This window comes from Cellulosimicrobium sp. E-16 (genome assembly GCF_049913115.1).
GTDB lineage: Bacteria > Actinomycetota > Actinomycetes > Actinomycetales > Cellulomonadaceae > Cellulosimicrobium.
In genome coordinates, this window is sequence record NZ_CP183974.1 from 3,530,035 (window position 1) to 3,550,652 (window position 20,618).

General features: G+C 73.2%; 15 protein-coding genes. 10 read left to right on the forward strand and 5 right to left on the reverse strand.

The annotated features are described in order from the left end of the window. Positions 1-44: 44 nt before the first annotated feature. Positions 45-746, forward strand: coding sequence for a DUF5701 family protein (locus ACN9MS_RS15525; RefSeq protein WP_426309371.1), 702 nt, complete (start codon positions 45-47; stop codon positions 744-746). Positions 747-778: 32 nt separating this feature from the next. Here ACN9MS_RS15525 and ACN9MS_RS15530 read toward each other — a convergent pair whose 3' ends face one another. Next, a complete protein-coding gene (locus tag ACN9MS_RS15530; RefSeq protein WP_426309372.1) occupies positions 779-1,297 on the reverse strand; it encodes a hypothetical protein in 519 nt (172 codons plus the stop codon). A gap of 2 nt (positions 1,298-1,299) precedes the next feature. After that, complete coding sequence (locus tag ACN9MS_RS15535) at positions 1,300-2,196, reverse strand: Bax inhibitor-1/YccA family protein (protein WP_378234351.1); 897 nt, start codon at positions 2,194-2,196, stop codon at positions 1,300-1,302. Between the two features lie 376 nt (positions 2,197-2,572). Between ACN9MS_RS15535 and ACN9MS_RS15540 the strand changes: the two genes are divergently transcribed. The 4 genes from ACN9MS_RS15540 to ACN9MS_RS15555 are packed head-to-tail and all read left to right on the forward strand — an operon-like array spanning position 2,573 to position 6,619. Further along, positions 2,573-3,562 carry an ABC transporter ATP-binding protein gene (locus tag ACN9MS_RS15540; protein ID WP_426309373.1) on the forward strand — a complete coding sequence of 330 codons (990 nt, stop codon included), beginning with the start codon at positions 2,573-2,575 and terminating at the stop codon, positions 3,560-3,562. Continuing rightward, entirely contained in the window at positions 3,559-4,431 is an 873-nt protein-coding gene (locus tag ACN9MS_RS15545) for an ABC transporter permease subunit (RefSeq protein WP_426309374.1), read from the forward strand. The genes ACN9MS_RS15540 and ACN9MS_RS15545 overlap by 4 nt, the downstream gene beginning before the upstream one ends. Beyond that, positions 4,428-5,921 carry a histidine kinase gene (locus tag ACN9MS_RS15550; protein WP_426309375.1) on the forward strand — a complete coding sequence of 498 codons (1,494 nt, stop codon included), beginning with the start codon at positions 4,428-4,430 and terminating at the stop codon, positions 5,919-5,921. The genes ACN9MS_RS15545 and ACN9MS_RS15550 overlap by 4 nt, the downstream gene beginning before the upstream one ends. Continuing rightward, on the forward strand, positions 5,918-6,619 hold the full coding sequence (locus ACN9MS_RS15555) for a response regulator (RefSeq protein ID WP_237843555.1): 702 nt from the start codon (positions 5,918-5,920) through the stop codon (positions 6,617-6,619). The genes ACN9MS_RS15550 and ACN9MS_RS15555 overlap by 4 nt, the downstream gene beginning before the upstream one ends. A 134-nt stretch (positions 6,620-6,753) precedes the next feature. Here the strand turns inward: ACN9MS_RS15555 and ACN9MS_RS15560 are convergent, their stop codons facing one another. Further along, positions 6,754-9,933 carry an efflux RND transporter permease subunit gene (locus tag ACN9MS_RS15560; RefSeq protein ID WP_426309376.1) on the reverse strand — a complete coding sequence of 1,060 codons (3,180 nt, stop codon included), beginning with the start codon at positions 9,931-9,933 and terminating at the stop codon, positions 6,754-6,756. A 112-nt stretch (positions 9,934-10,045) separates the two neighbouring features. Between ACN9MS_RS15560 and ACN9MS_RS15565 the strand changes: the two genes are divergently transcribed. Beyond that, a complete protein-coding gene (locus tag ACN9MS_RS15565; protein ID WP_426309377.1) occupies positions 10,046-10,540 on the forward strand; it encodes a MarR family winged helix-turn-helix transcriptional regulator in 495 nt (164 codons plus the stop codon). Positions 10,541-10,587: 47 nt separating this feature from the next. Here ACN9MS_RS15565 and ACN9MS_RS15570 read toward each other — a convergent pair whose 3' ends face one another. Next, the gene (locus ACN9MS_RS15570) at positions 10,588-11,820 is read right to left on the reverse strand and encodes an MFS transporter (RefSeq protein WP_426309378.1); all 1,233 of its coding nucleotides are present in this window, start codon (positions 11,818-11,820) and stop codon (positions 10,588-10,590) included. A gap of 104 nt (positions 11,821-11,924) precedes the next feature. Between ACN9MS_RS15570 and ACN9MS_RS15575 the strand changes: the two genes are divergently transcribed. Beyond that, entirely contained in the window at positions 11,925-12,464 is a 540-nt protein-coding gene (locus ACN9MS_RS15575) for a MarR family winged helix-turn-helix transcriptional regulator (RefSeq protein WP_426309379.1), read from the forward strand. A gap of 33 nt (positions 12,465-12,497) precedes the next feature. Here the strand turns inward: ACN9MS_RS15575 and ACN9MS_RS15580 are convergent, their stop codons facing one another. Continuing rightward, the gene (locus ACN9MS_RS15580) at positions 12,498-13,343 is read right to left on the reverse strand and encodes an oxygenase MpaB family protein (protein WP_426309380.1); all 846 of its coding nucleotides are present in this window, start codon (positions 13,341-13,343) and stop codon (positions 12,498-12,500) included. 123 nt (positions 13,344-13,466) lie between these two features. On the opposite strand from ACN9MS_RS15580, the gene ACN9MS_RS15585 reads away from it, so the two are divergent. From ACN9MS_RS15585 to ACN9MS_RS15595, 3 genes are all read left to right on the forward strand, one after another. After that, the gene (locus ACN9MS_RS15585) at positions 13,467-14,084 is read left to right on the forward strand and encodes an ArsR/SmtB family transcription factor (RefSeq protein WP_426309381.1); all 618 of its coding nucleotides are present in this window, start codon (positions 13,467-13,469) and stop codon (positions 14,082-14,084) included. Continuing rightward, on the forward strand, positions 14,081-14,329 hold the full coding sequence (locus tag ACN9MS_RS15590) for a hypothetical protein (RefSeq protein ID WP_426309382.1): 249 nt from the start codon (positions 14,081-14,083) through the stop codon (positions 14,327-14,329). The genes ACN9MS_RS15585 and ACN9MS_RS15590 overlap by 4 nt, the downstream gene beginning before the upstream one ends. A 224-nt stretch (positions 14,330-14,553) precedes the next feature. Then, complete coding sequence (locus ACN9MS_RS15595; protein WP_426309383.1) at positions 14,554-20,586, forward strand: Ig-like domain-containing protein; 6,033 nt, start codon at positions 14,554-14,556, stop codon at positions 20,584-20,586. Positions 20,587-20,618 lie beyond the last annotated feature (32 nt).

The window sequence follows — 20,618 nt, forward strand, 5'->3', positions numbered from 1 at the left end:
GTACAGCGTTGAGCCCTCCGACTGCCCCGACCGAGAGGTGACCAGTGCCCGAGACGACCACCGCCGCCCCGCGCCCGACCGCCCCCGCGACGCCCCTCCCCGACCTGCCCGGCCTCGCCGCCCAGGCCGAGCGCCTCGTCGCGCTCGGCGTCCACGAGCTCGCCGGCCTGGCGCCCGACGCGTTCCGTGCCGCCGCGACCGGGCTCGCCGCCACCACACCCGCCGGGTCGCTGCTCGTCGTCGACCCCCGGCTCGCGCCGCCGTCGGCCCTGGCTCCCCTGCTCCGGCTCCCGGCGCGCGACGGCGAGAAGGAGGGCTTCGTCGTCGTCGACATGACGGACGTCGACCGCTTCGCGCCGATCGAGGGCGTCGAGGTCCCCGACGGCCCGCTCTACGTCGTCGCGGGCCTGGACCGAGGCGACGACCTGGCGAACTGGTCGCCGGACGAGGCGCTGCCCGAGCTCACCGCCCGGGGTCGGACGCCGATGCTGCTGCACGAGGGCATCCACTGGGCGCTCCAGGCGCCGAGCGTCCTCACGCGCAACCTCTGCTACATGACGATCGGGTCACGCCTGCGCAAGCCCGACGGTCGTCTCGACGCCCGCACCCCGGCGCTGTGGATCTCGAACGGCACGGGCCGCGACGGGCGCGAGCGCCGCGGCGCGCCGAAGGTCGGCTGGTGCTGGGCGGGCAACCGCCACACGTGGCTCGGCTTCGCCTCGACCACGGGCCGCCTCCCCGCCTGACCCTGCACTCACGGGATGGCGGGGTGAGGCGGTCAGCCGACGAAGCCCAGGAGGGCGACGAGGACCACGACGACGCCCAGCACGACGACGAGGAGCGGCCGGTCGGAGGCCTCGCGCGCGGCGAGGCGACCGAGCCCGGCACCGATCGCCGCGGTGACCCCGACGACGCCGGCCGCACCCGCGATGAGCGCTCCCCCGCCGCTCGCACCGGCGTCGGCGAGCTGCCTCGCGAGGCCGCCGGCGAGCAGCGACCCCCACAGCGCACCCGCGACGAGACCGAGCGCGGCGAACACCAGCGCGGCCCGGCGCTCGGACGCGTCGCGCGTGATCCGGGTGCCGAGCCAGGCCACCGCGGCGCCCGCGGTCGGCACGCTGAGCAGGATGAGGAGCGCCGCGAACGCGAGCCACGCGGGCGGCGCGCCGGAGACGACCATGTAGAGGACCTGGACGCCGAGCATCGCCGCCGCGGCGACGACCAGGCCGGCGAGAAAGACCGGCACCCGCGGCGGGAGGTCCGCCGCGGGTGCCGGTTCACGGGTGCTGCGCGCCACCGTCAGTCGCTGCTCTGCAGGATCGCGAAGAGGCGCAGGAACTCGAGGTAGAGCCAGATCAGCGTGACGAGCAGGCCGAACGCGGCCGACCACGCGAACTTGGCCGGCACACCGCCCTCGACGCCGCGCTTGATCGAGTCGAAGTCGACGATGAGCGACGCCGCCGCCAGGCCGACGCCGATGACGCTGGCGATGATGCCCCACCCGCTGTAGAGACCCCAGCCGCCGAGGACGCCCGTCATGATGAGCACGACGTTCACCAGCGAGAAGACCAGGTAGCCGACCATCGCGATGAGCAGCCAGCGCATGAACTTCGGCGTGACCCGCACGCGGCCCGACTTGAACAGGAACAGCGCGGCGGCGAACGTCGCGACCGTGGCCACGACGGCCGACGGCACGACGCCGTTCCACGCCGTCTCGTAGAAGCGGCTGATGCCGCCGAGGAACAGGCCCTGCGCGAGCGTGTACAGCACGATGAGCGCGGGGCTCGGGTTCCGCTTGAACGAGTTCACCAGGCCGAGCACGAGGCCGACGACGGCGCCGATGATCCACAGCGCCGGCATCTGCGGCGTGACCATCCACGATCCCGCGCCGACCACCACGAGAAGGGCGAGCAGGCCGCCCGTCTTCATGATGACGTCGTCGTAGGTCAGGCGCTTGGTGTCCGCGGTCGTCGCCGACGGCGCGTTGTACATCGCGTCGAGCGACGCGGCGTCGGCGGTCTGGGCGCCGTAGGCACCCCACTGCGCGCCCTGCTGCTGGGGCGGCGTGCCGTAGGCGGGGCCCTGCCCCTGCGGCGGCGGGCTCCCGTAGGCGGGACCGGCCTGCGTGGCCGCCCCACCGCGCTGGTTCTTCGGATCACCGAAGACCGCGCTGTTGTTGAAGACGGGGTTGCTCATGAGCTCCTCCTGGTCGCGGCGTCCACTACCTCTCAGCGGGCCTCGTCATCGGCGTCTCGCCTCGAGTCGGGTGTCGCTGGCCTGTGTTCATCCTAGGGAACGTGCGAGCCGTGGCCACTGTTCCCGCCGGCTTTTCGCCCCGAGCCGGCGAAGTGCCGACCAGCGGACCACCCGACGACGTGCCACGTACGCCGCGCGGTGTACGCCGCCCGGCCCACACCCCGGGCAAGATACGTCGCACGGGGGCCGCCCGACGTCGTGCACGTCCCTAGGCTCGAGACGTACCTCGCGGAGAGGACCCCGGTCAGACCGGTGCGACCCTCGCCCGCGAGCACCAGAACCATCCCGGACGAACGACCCTCGGAGGGGCGAAGTCATGATCGAAGCACGCGGCCTGACCAAGCGGTACGGGCCCAAGACCGCGGTGGACGGTATCGCGTTCACCGTGCGTCCCGGGACCGTCACCGGCTTCCTCGGCCCCAACGGCGCCGGCAAGTCCACGACCATGCGCATGATCATGGGTCTGGACCGCCCGACCGCGGGGACCGTCACCGTCAACGGGCGCCCGTACGCGCAGCACCGCTCCCCCCTCACCGAGGTGGGCGCGCTGCTCGACGCGAAGGCCGTCCACACCGGGCGCACCGCCTACAACCACCTCCTCGCGATGGCCGCGACGCACGGCATCCCGACCAAGCGCGTGGACGAGGTCATCGAGATGACCGGCCTCCAGTCGGTCGCGAAGAAGCGCGTGGGCGGGTTCTCGCTCGGCATGGGCCAGCGCCTGGGCATCGCGTCCGCGCTGCTGGGCGACCCCAAGACGCTCATCCTCGACGAGCCCGTCAACGGCCTCGACCCCGAGGGCGTCCTGTGGGTGCGCAACCTCGCCAAGTACCTCGCGTCGGAGGGCCGCACGGTCTTCCTGTCGAGCCACCTCATGAGCGAGGTCGCCCTCACGGCCGACCACATCATCGTCATCGGCAAGGGCCGCATCATCGCGGACGCCCCGGTGAGCGACATCGTCAACGGCGCCCAGCAGCGCACGGTCCGCGTCCGCACGCCGCACGCGACGCAGCTCGCCGAGATCCTCACGAGCGACGGCGCGACCGTCACGAGCGACGAGCCGAGCCTGCTCGTGGTCACCGGCGCGGACGCGCCCGGGATCGGCGAGCTCGCCGCCGCGAAGGGCTTCGTCCTGCACGAGCTCACGCCCGTCACGTCGACGCTCGAGGACGCCTACATGGCCCTCACGGCCGACTCGGTCGAGTACCAGACCGAGTCCGCGCAGATCCACATCGGCCACGGCGCGGCGGGTGCGCCCGCGGGTGCGCCGGCCCCCACCGACTCCCTCGAAGGAGCGCAGCGATGAGCGCCACGACCCTCGCCCCCGGCGCGACCAGCCCGACGGCGTCCCGCACGTCCCCCTACCGCCTCACCTTCGGCCACGTGCTCCGCTCGGAGTGGATCAAGTTCCGCTCGCTCCGCTCCACGTGGTGGACGCTCGGCATCACCATCGCGGTCATGGTGGGCTTCTCCCTCATGTTCGCCGCCGTCGTGTCCTCGATGGACTCGGCGGGCGTCTCGGCCGAGGAGGCGGGGATGGGGGCGTCCGACGGCGTCGGCGTCATGGTCATCACGGTCGGCTACTCGTTCGCGCAGCTCGCCGTCGCGGTGCTCGGCGCGCTCACCGTCACGGGCGAGTACTCCACCGGCATGATCCGCTCCACGCTCTCCGCCGTCCCGCGCCGCACCCCCGCGCTCGCGGCCAAGATGATCGTCGTCGGCGTCGTGACGGCCGTCTCGACCGTCGTCGCCGTCGGGCTGTCCTACCTCGTGACGTACCCCATCCTGTCGGGCAAGGGCATGACGGTCGACTTCTCGTCCGCGGACGACCAGCGCGCCCTGATCGGCGTCGTGCTCTACCTCACGGCCGTCGCGCTGTTCTCCGTCGCGATCGGCGTCCTGCTCCGCAGCTCCGCGGGCGCGATCTTCACGCTCGTCGCCGTGTTCTTCGTCCTGTCGATGGTCCTCAACATCGTCATGGGCGTCACGGGGGCGGACTGGGTCCAGACCCTCATGAACTCGCTCCCCGCGTCCGCAGGCGAGCAGGTCGTGCTCGGTGGCGGGATGTCGTCGCCGGACGCGATCGGCCCGTGGCCCGGCTTCGCGGTGCTCGCCGGCTGGACCGCCGCGCTCACCGTCGCCGCGGCCGTCGTGCTCAAGCGCCGGGACGCGTGACGTCCCGGCCCACCACCCCGCCGACGCCGGACGAGCAGCCCGCTCGTCCGGCGTCGGCCGTGGCGCGCCCGGGATCCGCCGCTCCGAGCGCGCCCGCGCCGCTGCCGATGCGGCCCGCGCCCGAGCCGTTCACCGAGCTCGACGCCCGGCGCCTCGGCCCGGTGCGTCGGTACTTCGCCCGGCACCCCGTCGTCATGGACTGGGTCATCGTCGCGGTCTTCGTCGTGCCGGGGGTCCTCTACTCGCTCTTCGCGGAGCAGCCCCACGGCTCCTCGCCGCTGTCGCTCGTGTTCTTCCTCCTCGGCGGGGTGCTCCTGTACTGGCGCCGCCGGCGACCCGTCACCGTCGCGCTCGGGCTCACCGCCCTCGGCGTCCTCGCGATCGCGGTCACCGGCGACACCGCCGGGTTCGAGGTCGCGGCCATGTTCGCGGTGTACGCCGTCGCGGCCTCGCGGCCGTCGCGCATCGCGTGGCCGGTCCTCGCCATCGTCGTCCTGGCCCTGTCCGCCGCGACCCTCCTCTGGTACGACGTCATCACCACCGCCGACGGCGAGGTCCTGCGCCAGAGCGTCGAGCCCGGTCGCGCGACCGTCGACCGCATCGTCGGCATCCTCGTCACGACCGTCCTGTGCCTGATCGCCCTCGCGATCGGCACCAACGTGCGCGCCCGCCGGCAGCACGTCTCCGACCTCGTCGAGCGGGCCAACTCCATCGCGCGCGACCGCGACCAGCAGGCACAGCTCGCCGCCGCCGCCGAGCGCACGCGCATCGCGCGCGAGATGCACGACGTCGTCGCGCACTCCCTCACGGTCATGGTCGCCCTCGCGGACGGCGCCAAGGCGTCGGGCGCCAAGAACCCCGAGCTCGCGGGCCACGCGCTCGACGAGCTCACCGCGACCGGGCGCGCCGCCCTCGCCGACATGCGGCGCGTGCTCGGCGTCCTGCGCGAGCCCGGCGGCGAGCAGACCGTGCCGCTCGCCCCGGCGCACGAGACGCCCGAGCTCGAGGAGATCGTCGAGCGCTTCCGCACCGCGGGCCTGCCCGTGCGCCTCGTCCGCTCCGGCCCGCAGCCGGCGCCCGGCCCGGCCCTGCGCCAGACCGCGCACCGCATCGTCCAGGAGTCCCTGACGAACGTCCTGCGCTATGCGCCCCTGTCCCCCATGGTCCTCGTCGAGGTCTCGCGCCGCGCCGAGCCCGGCGCGGACTGGCTCGAGCTCCGGGTCGTCAACCAGGCCGGGCGCCGCCCCGGCGAGGGCGCGAGCGCCGACGAGCGCGGCCTGCCGCCGTCGGTCGCGGAGCAGCACCCGCCCGGCGTCCCGGTCGGGACGGGCCGCGGCATCATCGGGATGCGAGAGAGGGCGGCCGTCTACGGCGGTACCGTGTCGGCGGGGCCGAGCGGCACCGGCTGGGAGGTGCGGGCGAGCCTGCGCCTCGACCTCGACCCCGGCCGGGAGACCGGCGGACGCGACGACGGACGGGAACGCACATGACGGACAGCGGCGCACCGACCCGGGTGCTGCTCGTCGACGACCAGGCCCTGCTGCGCATGGGCTTCCGCATGATCCTCGCCGCCGAGGACGACATCGAGGTCGTCGGCGAGGCCGGCGACGGCGAGACCGGGATCGCGCAGGCCGCCGCGCTGCGGCCCGACGTCGTGCTGATGGACGTCCGCATGCCCGGGACGAACGGCATCGAGGCGACCGAGCGCATCGTCGCCGCGCAACCGGAGTCGCGCGTCATCATCCTCACCACGTTCGACCTCGACGAGTACGCGTTCGCCGCGCTGCGCGCCGGTGCGAGCGGGTTCCTGCTCAAGGACGCCAAGCCCGGCGAGCTCGTCGGGGCGATCCGTGCCGTCGCGAGCGGAGACGCCGCCGTCTCCCCGCGCATCACGCGCCGCATGCTCGAGATGTTCTCCGGGCAGCTCCCCCAGGACGGCGCCGTCGCCCCCGCGCCGAGCCAGACCGGCCTGCACGACCCTCGCCTCGCCGAGCTCACCGCACGCGAGCTCGAGGTCTTCGAGGCGCTCGGTGAGGGCCTGACGAACGCCGAGATCGCCGAGCGCTTCGTCCTGTCCGAGGCGACCGTCAAGACCCACGTCGGCCGTGTCCTCGGCAAGCTCGGCCTGCGCGACCGCGTCCAGGCCGTCGTCCTGGCGTACGAGACGGGCGTCGCCCGCCCCTCCTGACGGTTCTCCCCCGGCGCCGAGCAGGTGGTTCCGGCGCGTCCTGGACTGCTGACGCGCCAGGACCACCTGCTCGGCCCACCGGGATCGCCTGGTCGGCGGGGTCCCGGCGGGCCGAGGGAAGGTGGTCGGGCGGCTCAGGCCTTCGCGGTCGCCTCCGCGGCGGCGGCCTTGTCGGCCTCGGCCTGGGCCGCGGCCTCCTCCTTGGCGGCCTTCTTCGCCGCGCGCTTCTCGCCGCGGCGCTCGGCGAGCGTGTACAGCACCGGCACGACGACCAGGGTCAGCAGCGTCGAGCTGAGCAGGCCGCCGATGACGACGAGCGCGAGCGGCTGGGAGATGAACGCCCCGCCGCCGGTGATGCCGATCGCCATCGGGGTGAGCGCGAAGATCGTCGCCGCGGCCGTCATGACGATGGGACGCAGACGCTTGCGCGCGCCCTCCATGACGGCGTCGTCGAGCGACCGGCCGCGCTCGCGGTACTGGTTGATGAGGTCGATGAGCACGATCGCGTTCGACACCACGATCCCGACGAGCATGAGCAGGCCGATGAGGGCCGGCACGCCGAGCGGCGTCGCGGTGGCGAGCAGCAGGAGCAGCGCACCCGTCGCGGCGAACGGGATCGACACGAGCAGGATGAACGGCTGCAGGAGGCTGCGGAACGTCGCGACCATGACGAGGTAGACGATGAGGATCGCGACGAGCAGCGCGAGCCCGAGGTCGGCGAACGCGTCGGCCTGGTCGGACGCGACGCCGCCGATCTCGACCGTCGCGCCGCCCTCGAGCTCGAGGCCGTCGATCGCGGTCGTGAGCTCGGCTGTGAGGGCGCCGAGGTCCTGGCCCGCGGGCGTGACGGAGATCGTCGCGCTGCGCTCGGCGTCGACGCGCGTGATCGAGGTGGGGACCTCGACCTCGGCGACGTCGGCGACCTGCGTGAGCGGGACCGGCCCGGCCGCGGTGGGCAGCACGACCTGCTCGAGGTCCGCGACGGTCGCCGGGGCCTCGCCCGCGAGGACGCGGACCTGGACCGGGCCGTCCCCGAGGTTCACCGTGCCGATCGGCGCGGGCGACATCGTCCCCGCGACCGTCCCGGCCACCTGCGTCTCGGTGAGCCCGACGGCGGCCGCGGCGTCGCGGTCGACGGTCACCTGGACCGTGGACTGCGCCGAGGCGAGGTTGTTGGTGACCTGCGCGGCGCCGTCGGCGTCCTCGGCGAGCTCCTGCACGTCCGCGGCCGCGGCCGCGAGGGTCTCGGTGTCGGGGGCGCGCACGACGAGGTCGACCGTCGAGCTGCCGAACGCGGCGTCCGCGCCGGCGACCTCGATGCCCTCGCTCGACTCCCCGCCGAGCCCCGAGACGGCGTCGCGCACGTCCTCCTGGGCCGCGACGGCGTCGGCGTCCGCGTCGAGCGTGACGGCGAACGTCGCCGTCGGGGACCCGCCACCGCCGAAGAACGCGGCCTCCGGCCCGCCCGCCGTACCGACGGTCGTCTGCACGGTCGCGACGCCGTCGACGTCCATGAGGGCCTGCTCGACGTCGCGCGCCGCGGCGTCCTGCGCCTCGAGCGACGTGCCGGGTGCGAACGACTCGGTGACCGTGAGCGTGTCCTGGCCGGTGTCGCCGAGGAAGTTCGTCTCGAGCCGCGGCACGAGCGCGAGCGTCCCGGCGAGGATCGCGACGGACACGCCGAGCGTGATGGCCGGGTGGCGCAGCGCCGCCCGCAGCGTCGGGACGTACCCGCGCTGCCACAGCCCGCGGCGCTCCTTGGCCTCCGCCGCGGCGCGGGCGCGCTCGCCCGCGAGGCGCGCGGCCTCGGGGTCGGCGGGCACGGGCGGGGACTTGATGAACCAGTACGCGAGGACCGGGACGATCGTCAGCGCGACGAAGAGCGACGCGAGCATCGCGATCGCCACGGTGAGCGCGAAGGGCCGGAAGAGCTCGCCGACCATGCCGCCCACGAGGGCGATCGGCAGGAACACGGCGACGGTCGCCACGGTCGAGGCGGTGATCGCGCCCGCGACCTCCTTGACGGCGCCGATGATGGCGCCCACCTTCTCCTCGCCGTACGACAGGTGCCGCTTGATGTTCTCGATGACGACGATCGAGTCGTCGACCACGCGGCCGATCGCGACCGTCATGGCGCCGAGCGTGAGGATGTTCAGCGTGTAGCCCGTGGCGTTCATGACGATGAACGTCACGAACAGCGACAGCGGGATCGACACGGCCGAGACGAGCGTCGAGCGCAGCGACGCGAGGAAGAGCAGGATCACGACGACCGCGAAGAGGAGGCCGAGGAGCCCCTCGGTCGCGAGGCCCTCGATGGACTCCTCGATGAACGGCGCCTGGTCGAACACGACCTCGACGCGCACGTCCTGCGCCTCGAGCACGCCGGAGAGGTCGTCGACCGCGTCCTGGACGGCGTGCGAGACCTCGACCGTGTTGCCGGCGGGCGTCTTGGTGATCGCCACGGCGAGCGCGTTCTCCCCGTCGAGGCGTGAGTACGACGTCGCGGGCTCGGGGCCCGCGGTCACGGTCGCGACGTCGCCGAGCGCCACGGGCGCGGTGCCGGGCGCGGCGGTCGGGGACACGAGCGGCAGCGCGGCGAGCTCGTCGACGGTCGTGACGGCGGTGCCCACCTGGACGCTGAGGGTCCGGTCGCCGTCGGAGACGGTCCCGGCCGGGATCACGACGCCGTTGTCCTGGAGGATCGTGGAGACCTGCGCCGGGCTGAGCCCGGCAGCGGCGAGCGCGGCCGGGTCGAGGTCGACCGTGACCTGCTGGTCGGCGATGCCGCTCACCGCGACGCTCCGCACGCCCTCGACGTCCTCGAGCGCCGGGACGACGCTCGACGTGACGGTGTCGGCGAGGGCCGCGTCGTCCGAGCCGCCGGACACGGCGAGCTGGATCACGGGCAGGTCGTCGACGGAGCCCGTCACGACCTGCGGCTCGACGTCCTCGGGGAGCTGGGACTGCAGCCGGGTGATCGCGGTCTGGAGCTGGGACGCCGCGGCGTCCATGTCGGTGCCGTACGCGAACTGCACGGTCGTCACGGACATGCCCGTGGACGACGTCGACGTGACGTCCTCGACGCCCTTGACGGCGCGCGCGGCCGTCTCGACGGGGACGGTCACCTGCTGCTCGACGATCGCCGGGGCGGAGCCCGGGTAGACGCCGACGACGGCGGCGGTCGGGATCTGCAGGCTCGGGATGAGCTCCTGCTTGAGCGATCCCATGCTGATGACGCCGAAGATCGCGATCGCGACCGTGGCGAGCGCGACGAGCGCGCGGTTGGCCAGCGACAGCCGGGCGAGACGGGACACGGAGCCTCCAGGGGTTCCAGGTCGGTGGGAGACGACGTCGGCGTCGCGATTTCGTTAGCGTAACGCGAAGCATCTCGAGATGGTTCCCGCTCCCACCGATAGAGTCTGCGCCGTGACCCACCCCGCCGACGACGAGCGCGCGGCGCTCGCGCGGCGCCTCGAGGACGCCCAGCGTCGCCTCGCCGACCTGCTCCTCGCCCAGCGGCTCGAGCCCTTGCTGCGCACGACCCTCACGGTCCCCCAGCTCCGCGCGCTCGCCGTTCTCCAGCTCGACGGCGAGACGAGCTCGCACCGGCTCGCCGAGGTGCTCGGCATCTCCCCCGCGACGCTCTCCGGCATCGTGGACCGGCTGGAGGCCGCGGGGATGGCCGCGCGCCGCCCCGACCCGCAGGACGGTCGCGTGCGCCTCGTCGCCGCGACGCCGCGCGGTGCTGCCGCCGTGCGCCGGATCGCGGCGCAGGAGGACGAGCCGCTCAAAGACCTGCTCGACCGGCTCGACGTCGCGGACCTGCGTGCGCTCACGGTCGGGATCGAAGCCCTCACCCACGTCGCGGAGGCTTCTGCCACGGACACCTCGACGGAGGCGTCGACCGCACCGGAGGAGTGAGGGTCCCGAGCCAGGCGGCGCGAGACCCTCGCGTCGGCGTCCGGTGCTCAGACCTCGCCGAGGGCCTCCTCGGGCGTCCCCTCGACGGTGCGCGCCCGGCGGTTCCAGCGCGACCACAGCACGCGCTCGCCGAGCTCGCCCGCCATGCGGTGCCCGAACGCCACGAAGACGACGACGCCGAGCACGAGGATCCCCGCGCCCAGCCAGAACGGGGCCGTCGCGGAGACCGGGTGCAGCAGGCCCGCGATGACCGGCGCGGGAGCGGCGAAGCCCCAGCGCACGAGGTTGAACGCGCCGGTCGTCACGCGCCGGTCCGGGTCGCCGAGCGCGAGCGACAGGTCGGTGAGGTTCGCGTTCGCGATGCCCATGAAGACGCCGGCACCCACGAGCACGACGACGGACCACGCCGTCCCGAGGTCGAGCGCCAGCAGGACCAGCGCGACCAGGACCCCCACGATCGCGACGCCGAGCGTCTGGACGGCGCCCACGCGGTGGGCGAGCCGGTGCCCGACGACGAGGATCCCGACCGCGAGCCCCACGCCCCACGCGGTGAAGACGAGGCCGAGCGGCACGACGTCGAGCCCGAGGAAGACGGGCGTGTACCCGAGCACGATGAAGAAGCAGAAGTTGTACGCGGCCGTCACGGCGGCGAGCGCGAGGAAGCCGGGCTTGCGGAAGAGGCGGAACACCTGGCCGAGCCGCAGGGGCGCGGGCTTGTCGGCCGGGCCCTTGAGGCGGGTCACGGACACGAGCAGCGCGACGAGCATGAACACACCGCAGACGAAGAACGGGACGCGCCACGAGATGCCGCCCAGCAGACCGCCCAGCAGGGGGCCGACCGCGAAGCCGAGCCCGACGCACGTCTCGAAGAGCTCGACGACCCACTCGCGGTCGTTCGCGAGCGAGACGAGCAGGACCATCGCCGTCGCGAAGAACATCGCGTTGCCGAGGCCCCACAGCCCGCGCAGCGCGGCGAGCTGGCCGATGCTCGTGCTCAGGGCCGCGAGCACGGCGGCCACGGCGACGAGGCTGACGCCGGTCGCGAGGATCTTCTTGTAGCCGAAGCGCCCGGTGGCCATGACGGCGGGGATCATGCCGAGCGCCATGACGGCGATGTACGCCGTGAAGAGGAGCTCGATCTGCCAGGTCGAGGCCCCGATCTCCTCGCCGATGACCGGCAGGATCGGGTCGACGACGGCGATGCCGGCGATCGCGAAGAACGCCGTGAGCGCGGTCGCGTAGATGGCGGTGCGGTTCGGTTCGTTGCGCGTGGAGGCCACTGCGTTCGTACTTCCTGGTCGGCGGGAGAGGGCCGCCCGGCCGGAGCGGGCACGGCGGCAGCATTTATCTGTATCTGACAGGTAAGTATCTGTAGAATACACCCATGACGGTTGCCGAGGGAAACGATCGAAGGGCCCGACCGACGCCCGACGGCACGAACGCCCGCGACGACGCGGCCGCGCACGACGTGCTCGGCGCGATCGAGCTGGAGGTCGCGCAGCTGCTGCGCCGCGCCGAGCGCACGCGCGCCTCGGGGACGCCGGGCACCTCGCGGCGCGGCGGGACGCTCGACCGCTCGGGCTACCTCCTGCTCCACACGCTCGGGACGCACGGCCCGCTCCACGTCAACGCGCTCGCGGAGCGGCTCGGCCTCGATGCCTCCACGGTCACCCGCCAGGTCGTCGCGCTCGAACGGGCCGGGCACGCGCGCCGTGCGCGCGACCCCCACGACGGCCGCGCCGTCGTGGTCGAGCCGACGGCCGAGGGCCTCGACGAGCTCGCCACGCACCGCGTCGCACGGACCGAGCTCTACGCCGACGTGCTGGGCGACTGGTCCCGGCTCGACCGCGCGCTGCTCGCCGAGCTGCTGGGTCGCCTCAACGGCGACCTCGACGCGTACCGGAGGCGGCGCGACACGCCATGACCACCACCCGTGAGCCCGCGCGGGAACGCGGGTTCACGGCGAGGGGAGCGCCCACCGGATCAGCCGGGTGACCGTGGTGCCGGCGGGCCGCGCCCACCGCGCCGGCAGGCCGCGTACCCGCGGCATCCCGGCCCGAGCCCACGCCGGCAGGGACTCCCGAGCCGCCAGGGCCAGCCCGGCGTACGCCGGGCGCGCGGGCCACGGGAGCGGTGGCTCGACCAGCAGGAACCGCGCGGCGTCGAGCGCAGCCGGCGTGAGCGAGAGCGCCGGCCGGTACTCCTCGACCGCCGCGTCGAGCTCTCGGCGCGTCAGGGGCACGTCCACGACCCCCAGCGCGCGCCCGACGACGGCGGCCTGGGCGACGTACTCGTCGCAGCCCTGCGCGTCGAGCGGGTACCGGCCGAAGGACTGGTGCGCGACGAGGAAGCTCTGGGTCTCGGCGACATGGACCCAGCGCAGCAGCTCGGGGTCGCTCGCGCGGTAGGGGCGCCCGTCGGCTGCGCGCCCACGGACGCGCTCGTGGACCGCGCGGACCGCCGCGACCGCCCGCTCGGCGTCGTCGGCCGTGCCGAAGGTCGTCACGGCGATGAAGGTCGACGTGCGCTGGAGCCGACCCCACGGGTCGCCCCGGTAGCCCGAGTGCGCGGCGACGCCCGCCATGGCCAGCGGGTGCAGGCTCTGGAGCAGCAACGCCCGCAGCCCTCCGACGAACATCGACGCGTCGCCGTGGACCCGCTGGACCGGAGACCCGCGCTCGAACCAGCGCGGCCCCGGCGTCTGGTGGATGCGCGCCCTCGTGGCGGTCGCGTCCGGGCCGGCGACCCGGTGGAAGATCGCGCGCTCCGCCGCACCACGTACCCGTTCCACGACGTGCGTCATGGCGTCGATGCTCGCACCCCGTCCCCCACCTCGCGCGGCCGCCGCGGACGACTCGAACCAGTCCAAAGACTCTGTTGCAAAGAACCTCTTGCAAAGATGTCTTTGGATCGATAGCCTCGTCGCATGAGCACCGACGGCGAGACCCCACCTCCGAGCACCGAGCGTCACCCCGCGCTCGGCCCCGCCCAGCTCAAGGCGCTCGCGCACCCGCTGCGGGTCCAGATCCTCGACCTGCTCTCCACGCACGGCGCGCTCACGGCGAGCCGCCTCGCCGACCTCGTCGGCGAGTCCAGCGGGTCGACGAGCTACCACCTGCGCCAGCTCGCCCGCCACGGCTTCGTCCGCGAGGTCGCCGGCCGCGGCACGGCCCGAGAGCGGTGGTGGGAGCGACCACCGGGCGGGTTCACCGTGAGCATGCCCGACGACGAGACCGAGGACACCGCGGCCACGCTCGCCGGCGCGATGGTGAGCCGAGAGTTCGAGAACGCCCGCGCCCGCAAGATCCAGGCGTTCCTGGAGCGCTCCTCCGAGCTCCCGACACGGTGGCTCGACGGGGCACGCCTCACGACCGCCAGCATGTGGCTCACCGCCGACCAGATGGACGAGGTCGCGGACGCCTGGGACGCGCTCGACGCGACGCTCCAGCGGTTCCAGGGCCAGGAGCAGACACCCGGCGCGCGGCCCGTGCAGATCCACTTCAACGTCTTCCCCACGATCGACGGCAAGGAGAACCCCTCATGAGCGCGTACTCCCCCACCCTGCCCCGCACCGCCGAGCCGCGCGGCGCCGACCGCCTGCTCGTCGTCGTCGGCTCCGCGCTGACCGACCTGGGCCGTCGTCGCGCCGCGGCACGCGCGCAGGCGCGACGCGACCGGACGCCCGCCGCCCCCGGGACGCCGTCGGCACCCCCGGCCGACCGGCTCCACGCGGCCACCGAGCTCACCCTCGACCGCGCCGCGGTGTCGCGAGCGTCCCTTCTGCCCTGAACACCCGGAGATTCCACCCGCGTGGGGACTCCTCCCCATATCGAGAGCCGGTTCCGCTCGGTTACCCTCGACGGGGCGTTCTGTGGGCACAGACGCGCGCTCCCCCTCTCTCGCCGTCCCGGCTCGACAGGATGACGCGGTCCCGTGTGCCCCGACCAGGAACTTAGGGAGCATTGGTGGGCCTTCTCTCGAGCATCCGCGAGCATCGTCGTACCGTCGCGTCGGTGAGCACCGTGTCGGTGTTCTCGACGGCGCTGGTAGGGATGGCGCTGTTCTACGAGGGCGAGGCCACGGCGGACGTGGACCTGAACGACTCGGGCGTGTGGGTGACGAAGACGTCGGCCGGGTTGCTGGGTCGGTTCAACTACGAGTCGCAGGCTCTGGACGGGACGTTGAACGCGGGCAGCGCGTCGTTCGACGTGCAGCAGGACGCGGGCCGGGTGCTGCTGGACGACGCCGGGACGAGCACCGCGTCCCCGGTGAGCGTCGCGCACCTCAAGCTGGACGGGCAGATCCGTCTCCCGGCGGGGGCGCAGGTGGTCTCGGGTGGCGCGACGACGGCGATCCTCGACGGCGAGGAGGGTCTGCTGTGGGTGCTGCCGTTCGACGGCGCGACGTCGTTCGACGCGGAGAAGCTGGACCCGGTGGTCGAGGTCGGTGGTGAGGGCGCGCTGACCGTGTCGCAGGACGGCACGGTGTTCGCGGCGATCCCGTCGACGGGGACGTTGTGGACGGTGTCGACCACGTCGAAGGGCACGGTGGACGGCGAGGCGTCGTCCACCGCGCTCCCGGTGAGCAAGGGTGCCGAGGTCGAGGTGACCGCCGTGGGCGACGATCCCGTGGTGCTCGACCGGTCCGCCTCGCACCTGATCCTGCCGGGCGGGAAGAGCGTGGCGATCGAGGGTGGCGGCGACGCCCGCCTCCAGCAGCCGTCGCAGTCCTCCGACGTGGTCGCGGTCGCCACGACGGACGCCCTCGTCGCGCAGCCGCTCAAGGGCGGCGACGCGCAGCGCCGTGCCGCCCAGGGCGTGCCGGCGGCGCCCGTGCAGCTCGGTGCGTGCACGTACGGGGCGTGGGCCTCGACCGGCCAGGTGATCCGCGACTGCGACGGGACGGGACGGGACGTCGACGAGCGGCTCGAGGGTCTGGACCCCCAGACCCGGCTCGAGTACCGGGTGAACCGGCACGTGATCGTGCTGAACGACCTGTCGGCGGGGACGTTGTGGATGGCGGCGGACGAGTACCAGAAGGTCGACGACTGGGACGTCCAGATGCCGGAGGAGGCCGAGGGCGAGGAGTCCGACGCGGAGCTGACGAACCCGGAGCAGGTGGACCAGTTCATCGCGGACCGGTCCCAGCCGAACAAGCCGCCGCAGCCCCAGGACGACTCGTTCGGGGTGCGTCCGGGGCGCACGACGATCCTGCCGGTGCTGGGCAACGACATCGACCCTGACGGGGACGTGATGACCGCGTCGTTGGCGGGGGACTCCCCGGCCAACGCGACGGTGCAGGCGATCATGGGCGGCGCCGCGTTGCAGGCGGTCGTGCCCGAGGACGCCGAGGGCACGGGCACGTTCCGGTACTCGGTCTCGGACGGGCGCGGGGGCGTGGCCGAGGCGGGCGTCACGGTGAAGGTGTCGCCGTGGGGGGAGAACGCGGCGCCGGAGCAGACCGGTGACCCGGTGCTGCGGGTCGGGCAGGGCGGTCGGGCCACGATCAAGGTGCTGCCGTACTTCAAGGACCCCGACGGCGACGACCTGTACCTCGCCTCGGCGGCCGCGACCGTGGCCGGGGACGACGTGCGCTCGCGCCCGGACGGGACGGTCGAGTTCCGCGACGGCGGCGGCTCCACCGGCCGCAAGATCGTGACCCTGCTGGTCTCCGACGGCGAGATGTCCTTCGAGGGCAAGCTGCTGGTCGACGTGGTTCCCGGGCCGCAGCCGCCGGTCGCGGTGAACGACCACGTGGTGGTGCCCGCGGGTCAGCCGATCACGGTCGAGCCCCTGCGCAACGACACCGACCCCAACGACGACGAGCTGCGCCTGGCGTCGGTCTCGGAGTCCGCACCCGCGGAGATCACGCCGAACTACGACGCGGGCACGTTCACGTTCCTGTCGATGGAGCCGCGGTCGTACGACCTGACCTACCAGGTCACCGACGGCCCGAACGCGACCACGGGCCTCGTGCGCGTCGACGTGCTGCCGCCGTCGGAGGCCGCGGGTGCACCGATCGTGGTGACCGACACCGCCCTGCTCCCGGCGGGCGGGTCGACGCTGGTCGACGTGCTGGCCAACGACACCGACCCCGCCGGCGGCGTCCTCGTCGTGCAATCCGTGCGCGTCCCGGCCGACGCCGGGGTGTCGGTCGCGATCCTGGCGCACCAGATGCTCCGGGTGACCGAGATCCGGCGCCTGGACGCACCGGTGACGGTGGAGTACACGGCTTCCAACGGGACCGAGACCGCGACGGGTCAGGTGCGCGTGATCCCCGTCCCCGCGCCGACGCGGTTGCAGCCGCCGCAGGCGGCGGCGGACGAGGTCACGGTGCATGCCGGGGACGTGGTGACGATCCCGGTGCTGAAGAACGACACCCACCCCGACGGGCTGGAGCTTTTCCTGCAGCCCGAGCTCGAGCAGGACGTGGACCCAGCGCTGGGTGAGGCGTTCGTCTCGGAGGACACGCTGCGGTTCAAGGCCGGTCCCGAGGCCGGGACGGCGTACGCGATCTACCGCGTGCGCGACGTCAACGGGCAGGAAGACTCCGCCCAGGTCACGATCCGCATCCGCGACGGCGAGGACAACGCGCCCCCGCAGCCCCGCGAGATCGAGGCCCGCGTCCTGTCGGGGTCCAGCGTGCGCATCGCGGTCCCGCTCGACGGGATCGACCCCGACGGCGACTCCGTCCAGGTCACCGGCATCGCGACCCCCGCCGGCAAGGGCACCGCCCGCGTCGTGGACGGACAGATCGAGTACGCGGCGTCCAAGAACGCGACCGGGCACGACACGTTCACCTACTCCGTGCTCGACGCCCGCGGGGCCACCGCCGTCGGCACGGTCCAGGTCGGCATCGCCCGGCCCGCCGAGACCAACCAGCCTCCTGTGGCGGTGGACGACGAGATCACGGTGCGCCCGGGGCGCACGGTCTCGGTCGCGGCCCTGGTCAACGACACCGACCCCGACGGCGACCAGGTCGGCCTGGTCCCCGGCGGGATCGAGGACACCCACGGCCTGGACGCCGAGGTCGTGGTCGACCGCATCGTGCTGACGTCCCCGGACGCCGACGGCGCCTACACGTTCTACTACCAGGTCCAGGACACCTACGGCGCCCGCGCCACCGGCGCCGTGACCGTCAACGTGGCCGCCGACGCACCCCTGCTGCCCCCGATCGCGCGCGACGACACCGTGCCCGTGGAGGACATCCTGGGCAAGACCGAGGTCACCGTCCCCGTCCTGGACAACGACGAGGACCCCGACGGTGCCGCGTCCGAGCTCACCGTCACCACCGACGCGACCACCACCACCGTCACCGACACCGGCGAGCTCGTCGTCACCCTCACCGAGAACCGCCAGGTCGTGACCTACACCGCCACCGACATCGACGGCCTCACCGCCAAGGCCTTCGTCAAGGTCCCCGGCCTCACCGACCAGGCTCCGACCCTGCGCCCGGGCATCACCCCGCTGGAGGTCGTCAGCGGTGAGCCGCTGCCGATCGACATCACCGACTACGTGCTCGTCGTCGAGGGCAAGACGCCCCGGCTCACGACCGAGGACAAGGTCACCGCGCTCGAGGGGACCCGCGAGGTGCCCTCGACCACCGAGATCGTCTACACGTCGAACGCCGACTACGTCGGTCCGGCCGCCGTCACCTTCGAGGTGACCGACGGCTCCGGCCCCGACGACCCTGACGGGCACACGGCGCTGCTCACGCTGCCGATCAGCGTGATCCCGCCGGAGAACCTTCCGCCGGAGCTCTCCACCCCGACGCTCGACGTCGCGGCGGGCGAGGAGGCGTCGATCGACCTCGCACGCTTCGCCACCGACCCCGACGGCGACCCCCTGACCTTCAAGGCCACCGGCCAGGCCCAGGGCCTGACCGTCACCGTCGAGGGCACCACCCTGCACGCCCAGGCCACCCCCGAGGTCCCCAAGGGCTCGGTCGTCCAGGTCCCCATCACCGTCACCGACGGCGAGCACCCCCCGGTCGAGGGCACCGCGACCCTCACCGTCGTCGCCTCCACCCGACCCCTCGCGCGCGCCAACCAGGACACCGTCGACGACGCCCACCAGGGCAAGCCGACCACGGTCCCCGTGCTCGCCAACGACTCCAACCCCTTCCCCGACACCCCGCTCGTCGTGACGGGCGCGGTGGTCGAGACCGGCTCGGGAGACGTCGCCTTCACCGGCGACAGCGTGACCGTGACCCCGGACGACAGCTTCGTCGGCGTGATGGTCGTGGTCTACCGCGTGCAGGACGCGACCAAGGACCCGGACCGCCTCGTGGAGGGCCGCGTCCAGCTCAAGGTGCTCGGCAAGCCCGAGGCACCGGCCACCCCGCAGGTCGACGAGGTCCGCTCCAAGACCGTCGTGCTGTCCTGGGACCCGCCGAACAACAACGGCGCCGAGATCACCGGCTACACCGTGCGCTCCCAGAACGGCTACGAGAAGGCCTGCGGCACCACCACCTGCACCCTCGACGGCCTCACCAACAACGTGAAGTACACCTTCACCGTGTTCGCGACCAACGCCGTCGGCGACGGACCCGCCTCCCCGGCCTCCGCCGAGGCGCGCCCCGACGAGAAGCCCGACCCGCCCGCCGCGCCCACGCTCGAGTTCGGCGACAAGTCGCTCACCGTCACGTGGGAGAACAAGGCCTACACCGACCGGTCGCCCATCGAGACCGTGAATCTCGAGATCTCTCCCGCGCCGGCGAGCGGGGCGATCCAGATGCAGGCGCTGTCCGGCAACCAGGTCGTGTGGACGGGACTCACGAACGGCGTCGCGTACCGCGTGCGTGTCCAGGCCGTGAACCTCGCGCCCGACCCGTCCGAGTGGGGCGACTACTCCGCCGAGGAGATCCCCGCCGGCCTGCCGGACGTCCCGAAGACGCCGAGCGCGAGCCGAGCCGCGGACTCACCGCTCAACGGCGGGTCGATCGACGTGTCGTGGGAGCAGCCGTTCGAGAACGGCGACGCCATCAAGGCGTACCACCTCCAGCGGTATCGCAACGGCTCCCCCGACGGCGCGGCGCTGACCCTCACGGGGCTCAGCCACAAGGCGACCGGGCTCGACAACGAGTCGTCCTACACGTTCACCGTGACGGCCGAGAACAAGGCCGGCGTGACCGCGCAGAGCTCGGCGTCGGCGGCCGTCGTGCCCTACGGCCGGCCGGAGGCCCCGCCGAAGCCGAGCGTGCAGAACGTCGGGTCGTCGTCCCAGGACAGCGGCATCCCGCGCGTGTCGTGGGGCGCCGCCGACGCCAACGGCAGCCCGATCACCGCCTACACCGTGACGGCCTCGCCGGGCGGCACGACCAGGCAGGTGTCCGGGACGTCGGTGGACTTCACGGGCCTCAACCCCGGCTCGTACACGTTCACCGTGACCGCGACCAACCTGGGCGGCACCTCGACGTCGAGCCCCGCGTCGGCGTCGATCAACGCCTACGACAAGCCGGGGACCCCGGGCGTCTCCGTGTCCCGGACCGGCGTGAACCGCGGCCAGTTCTCGATCTCGGCGCCCTCGTCGAACGGCGGCAACGGGATCTCGCGCTACGAGTGGCAGCTCTCGGGCAGCCAGAGCTCGTCGGGCAACGGTCAGACGGTGAACGTCGGGTCGGACTACGAGCAGACCTTCCGGCTGATCGCCCGGGCATGCAACGCGGCCGGCTGCGGCGCGTGGAGCGGGCAGGCGACGTTCACGACCGACACGCGCCCCGACCCGCCCCGGATCTGGGCGTCGCGCGGTGCCGCGGCGACCACAGGATCACTGGGCGACTGCAACGACCTCAGCGTCTGCACGCGGTACCGCCTCAACACGAACGCGACGTTCCCGAGCGGGACGTACACCGTGCAGTGCATGACGAACGCGGGCGGCTACGACCACGCCATCACGGGCGGCTACTCGCGTAGCTTCGGGCCGAACGCCTCGTTCGACCTGCCGTGCATCATGGGCAACTACTACCCCGCCCCGCAGAACTGGATCACCGTGAGTCCGGCGCCCGCCGGGGTGGACATCCAGAGGAACACCTGGCCCAACAAGTAGCGGAGAGCCGTAGCGGGTGATCTGCCGTCGGC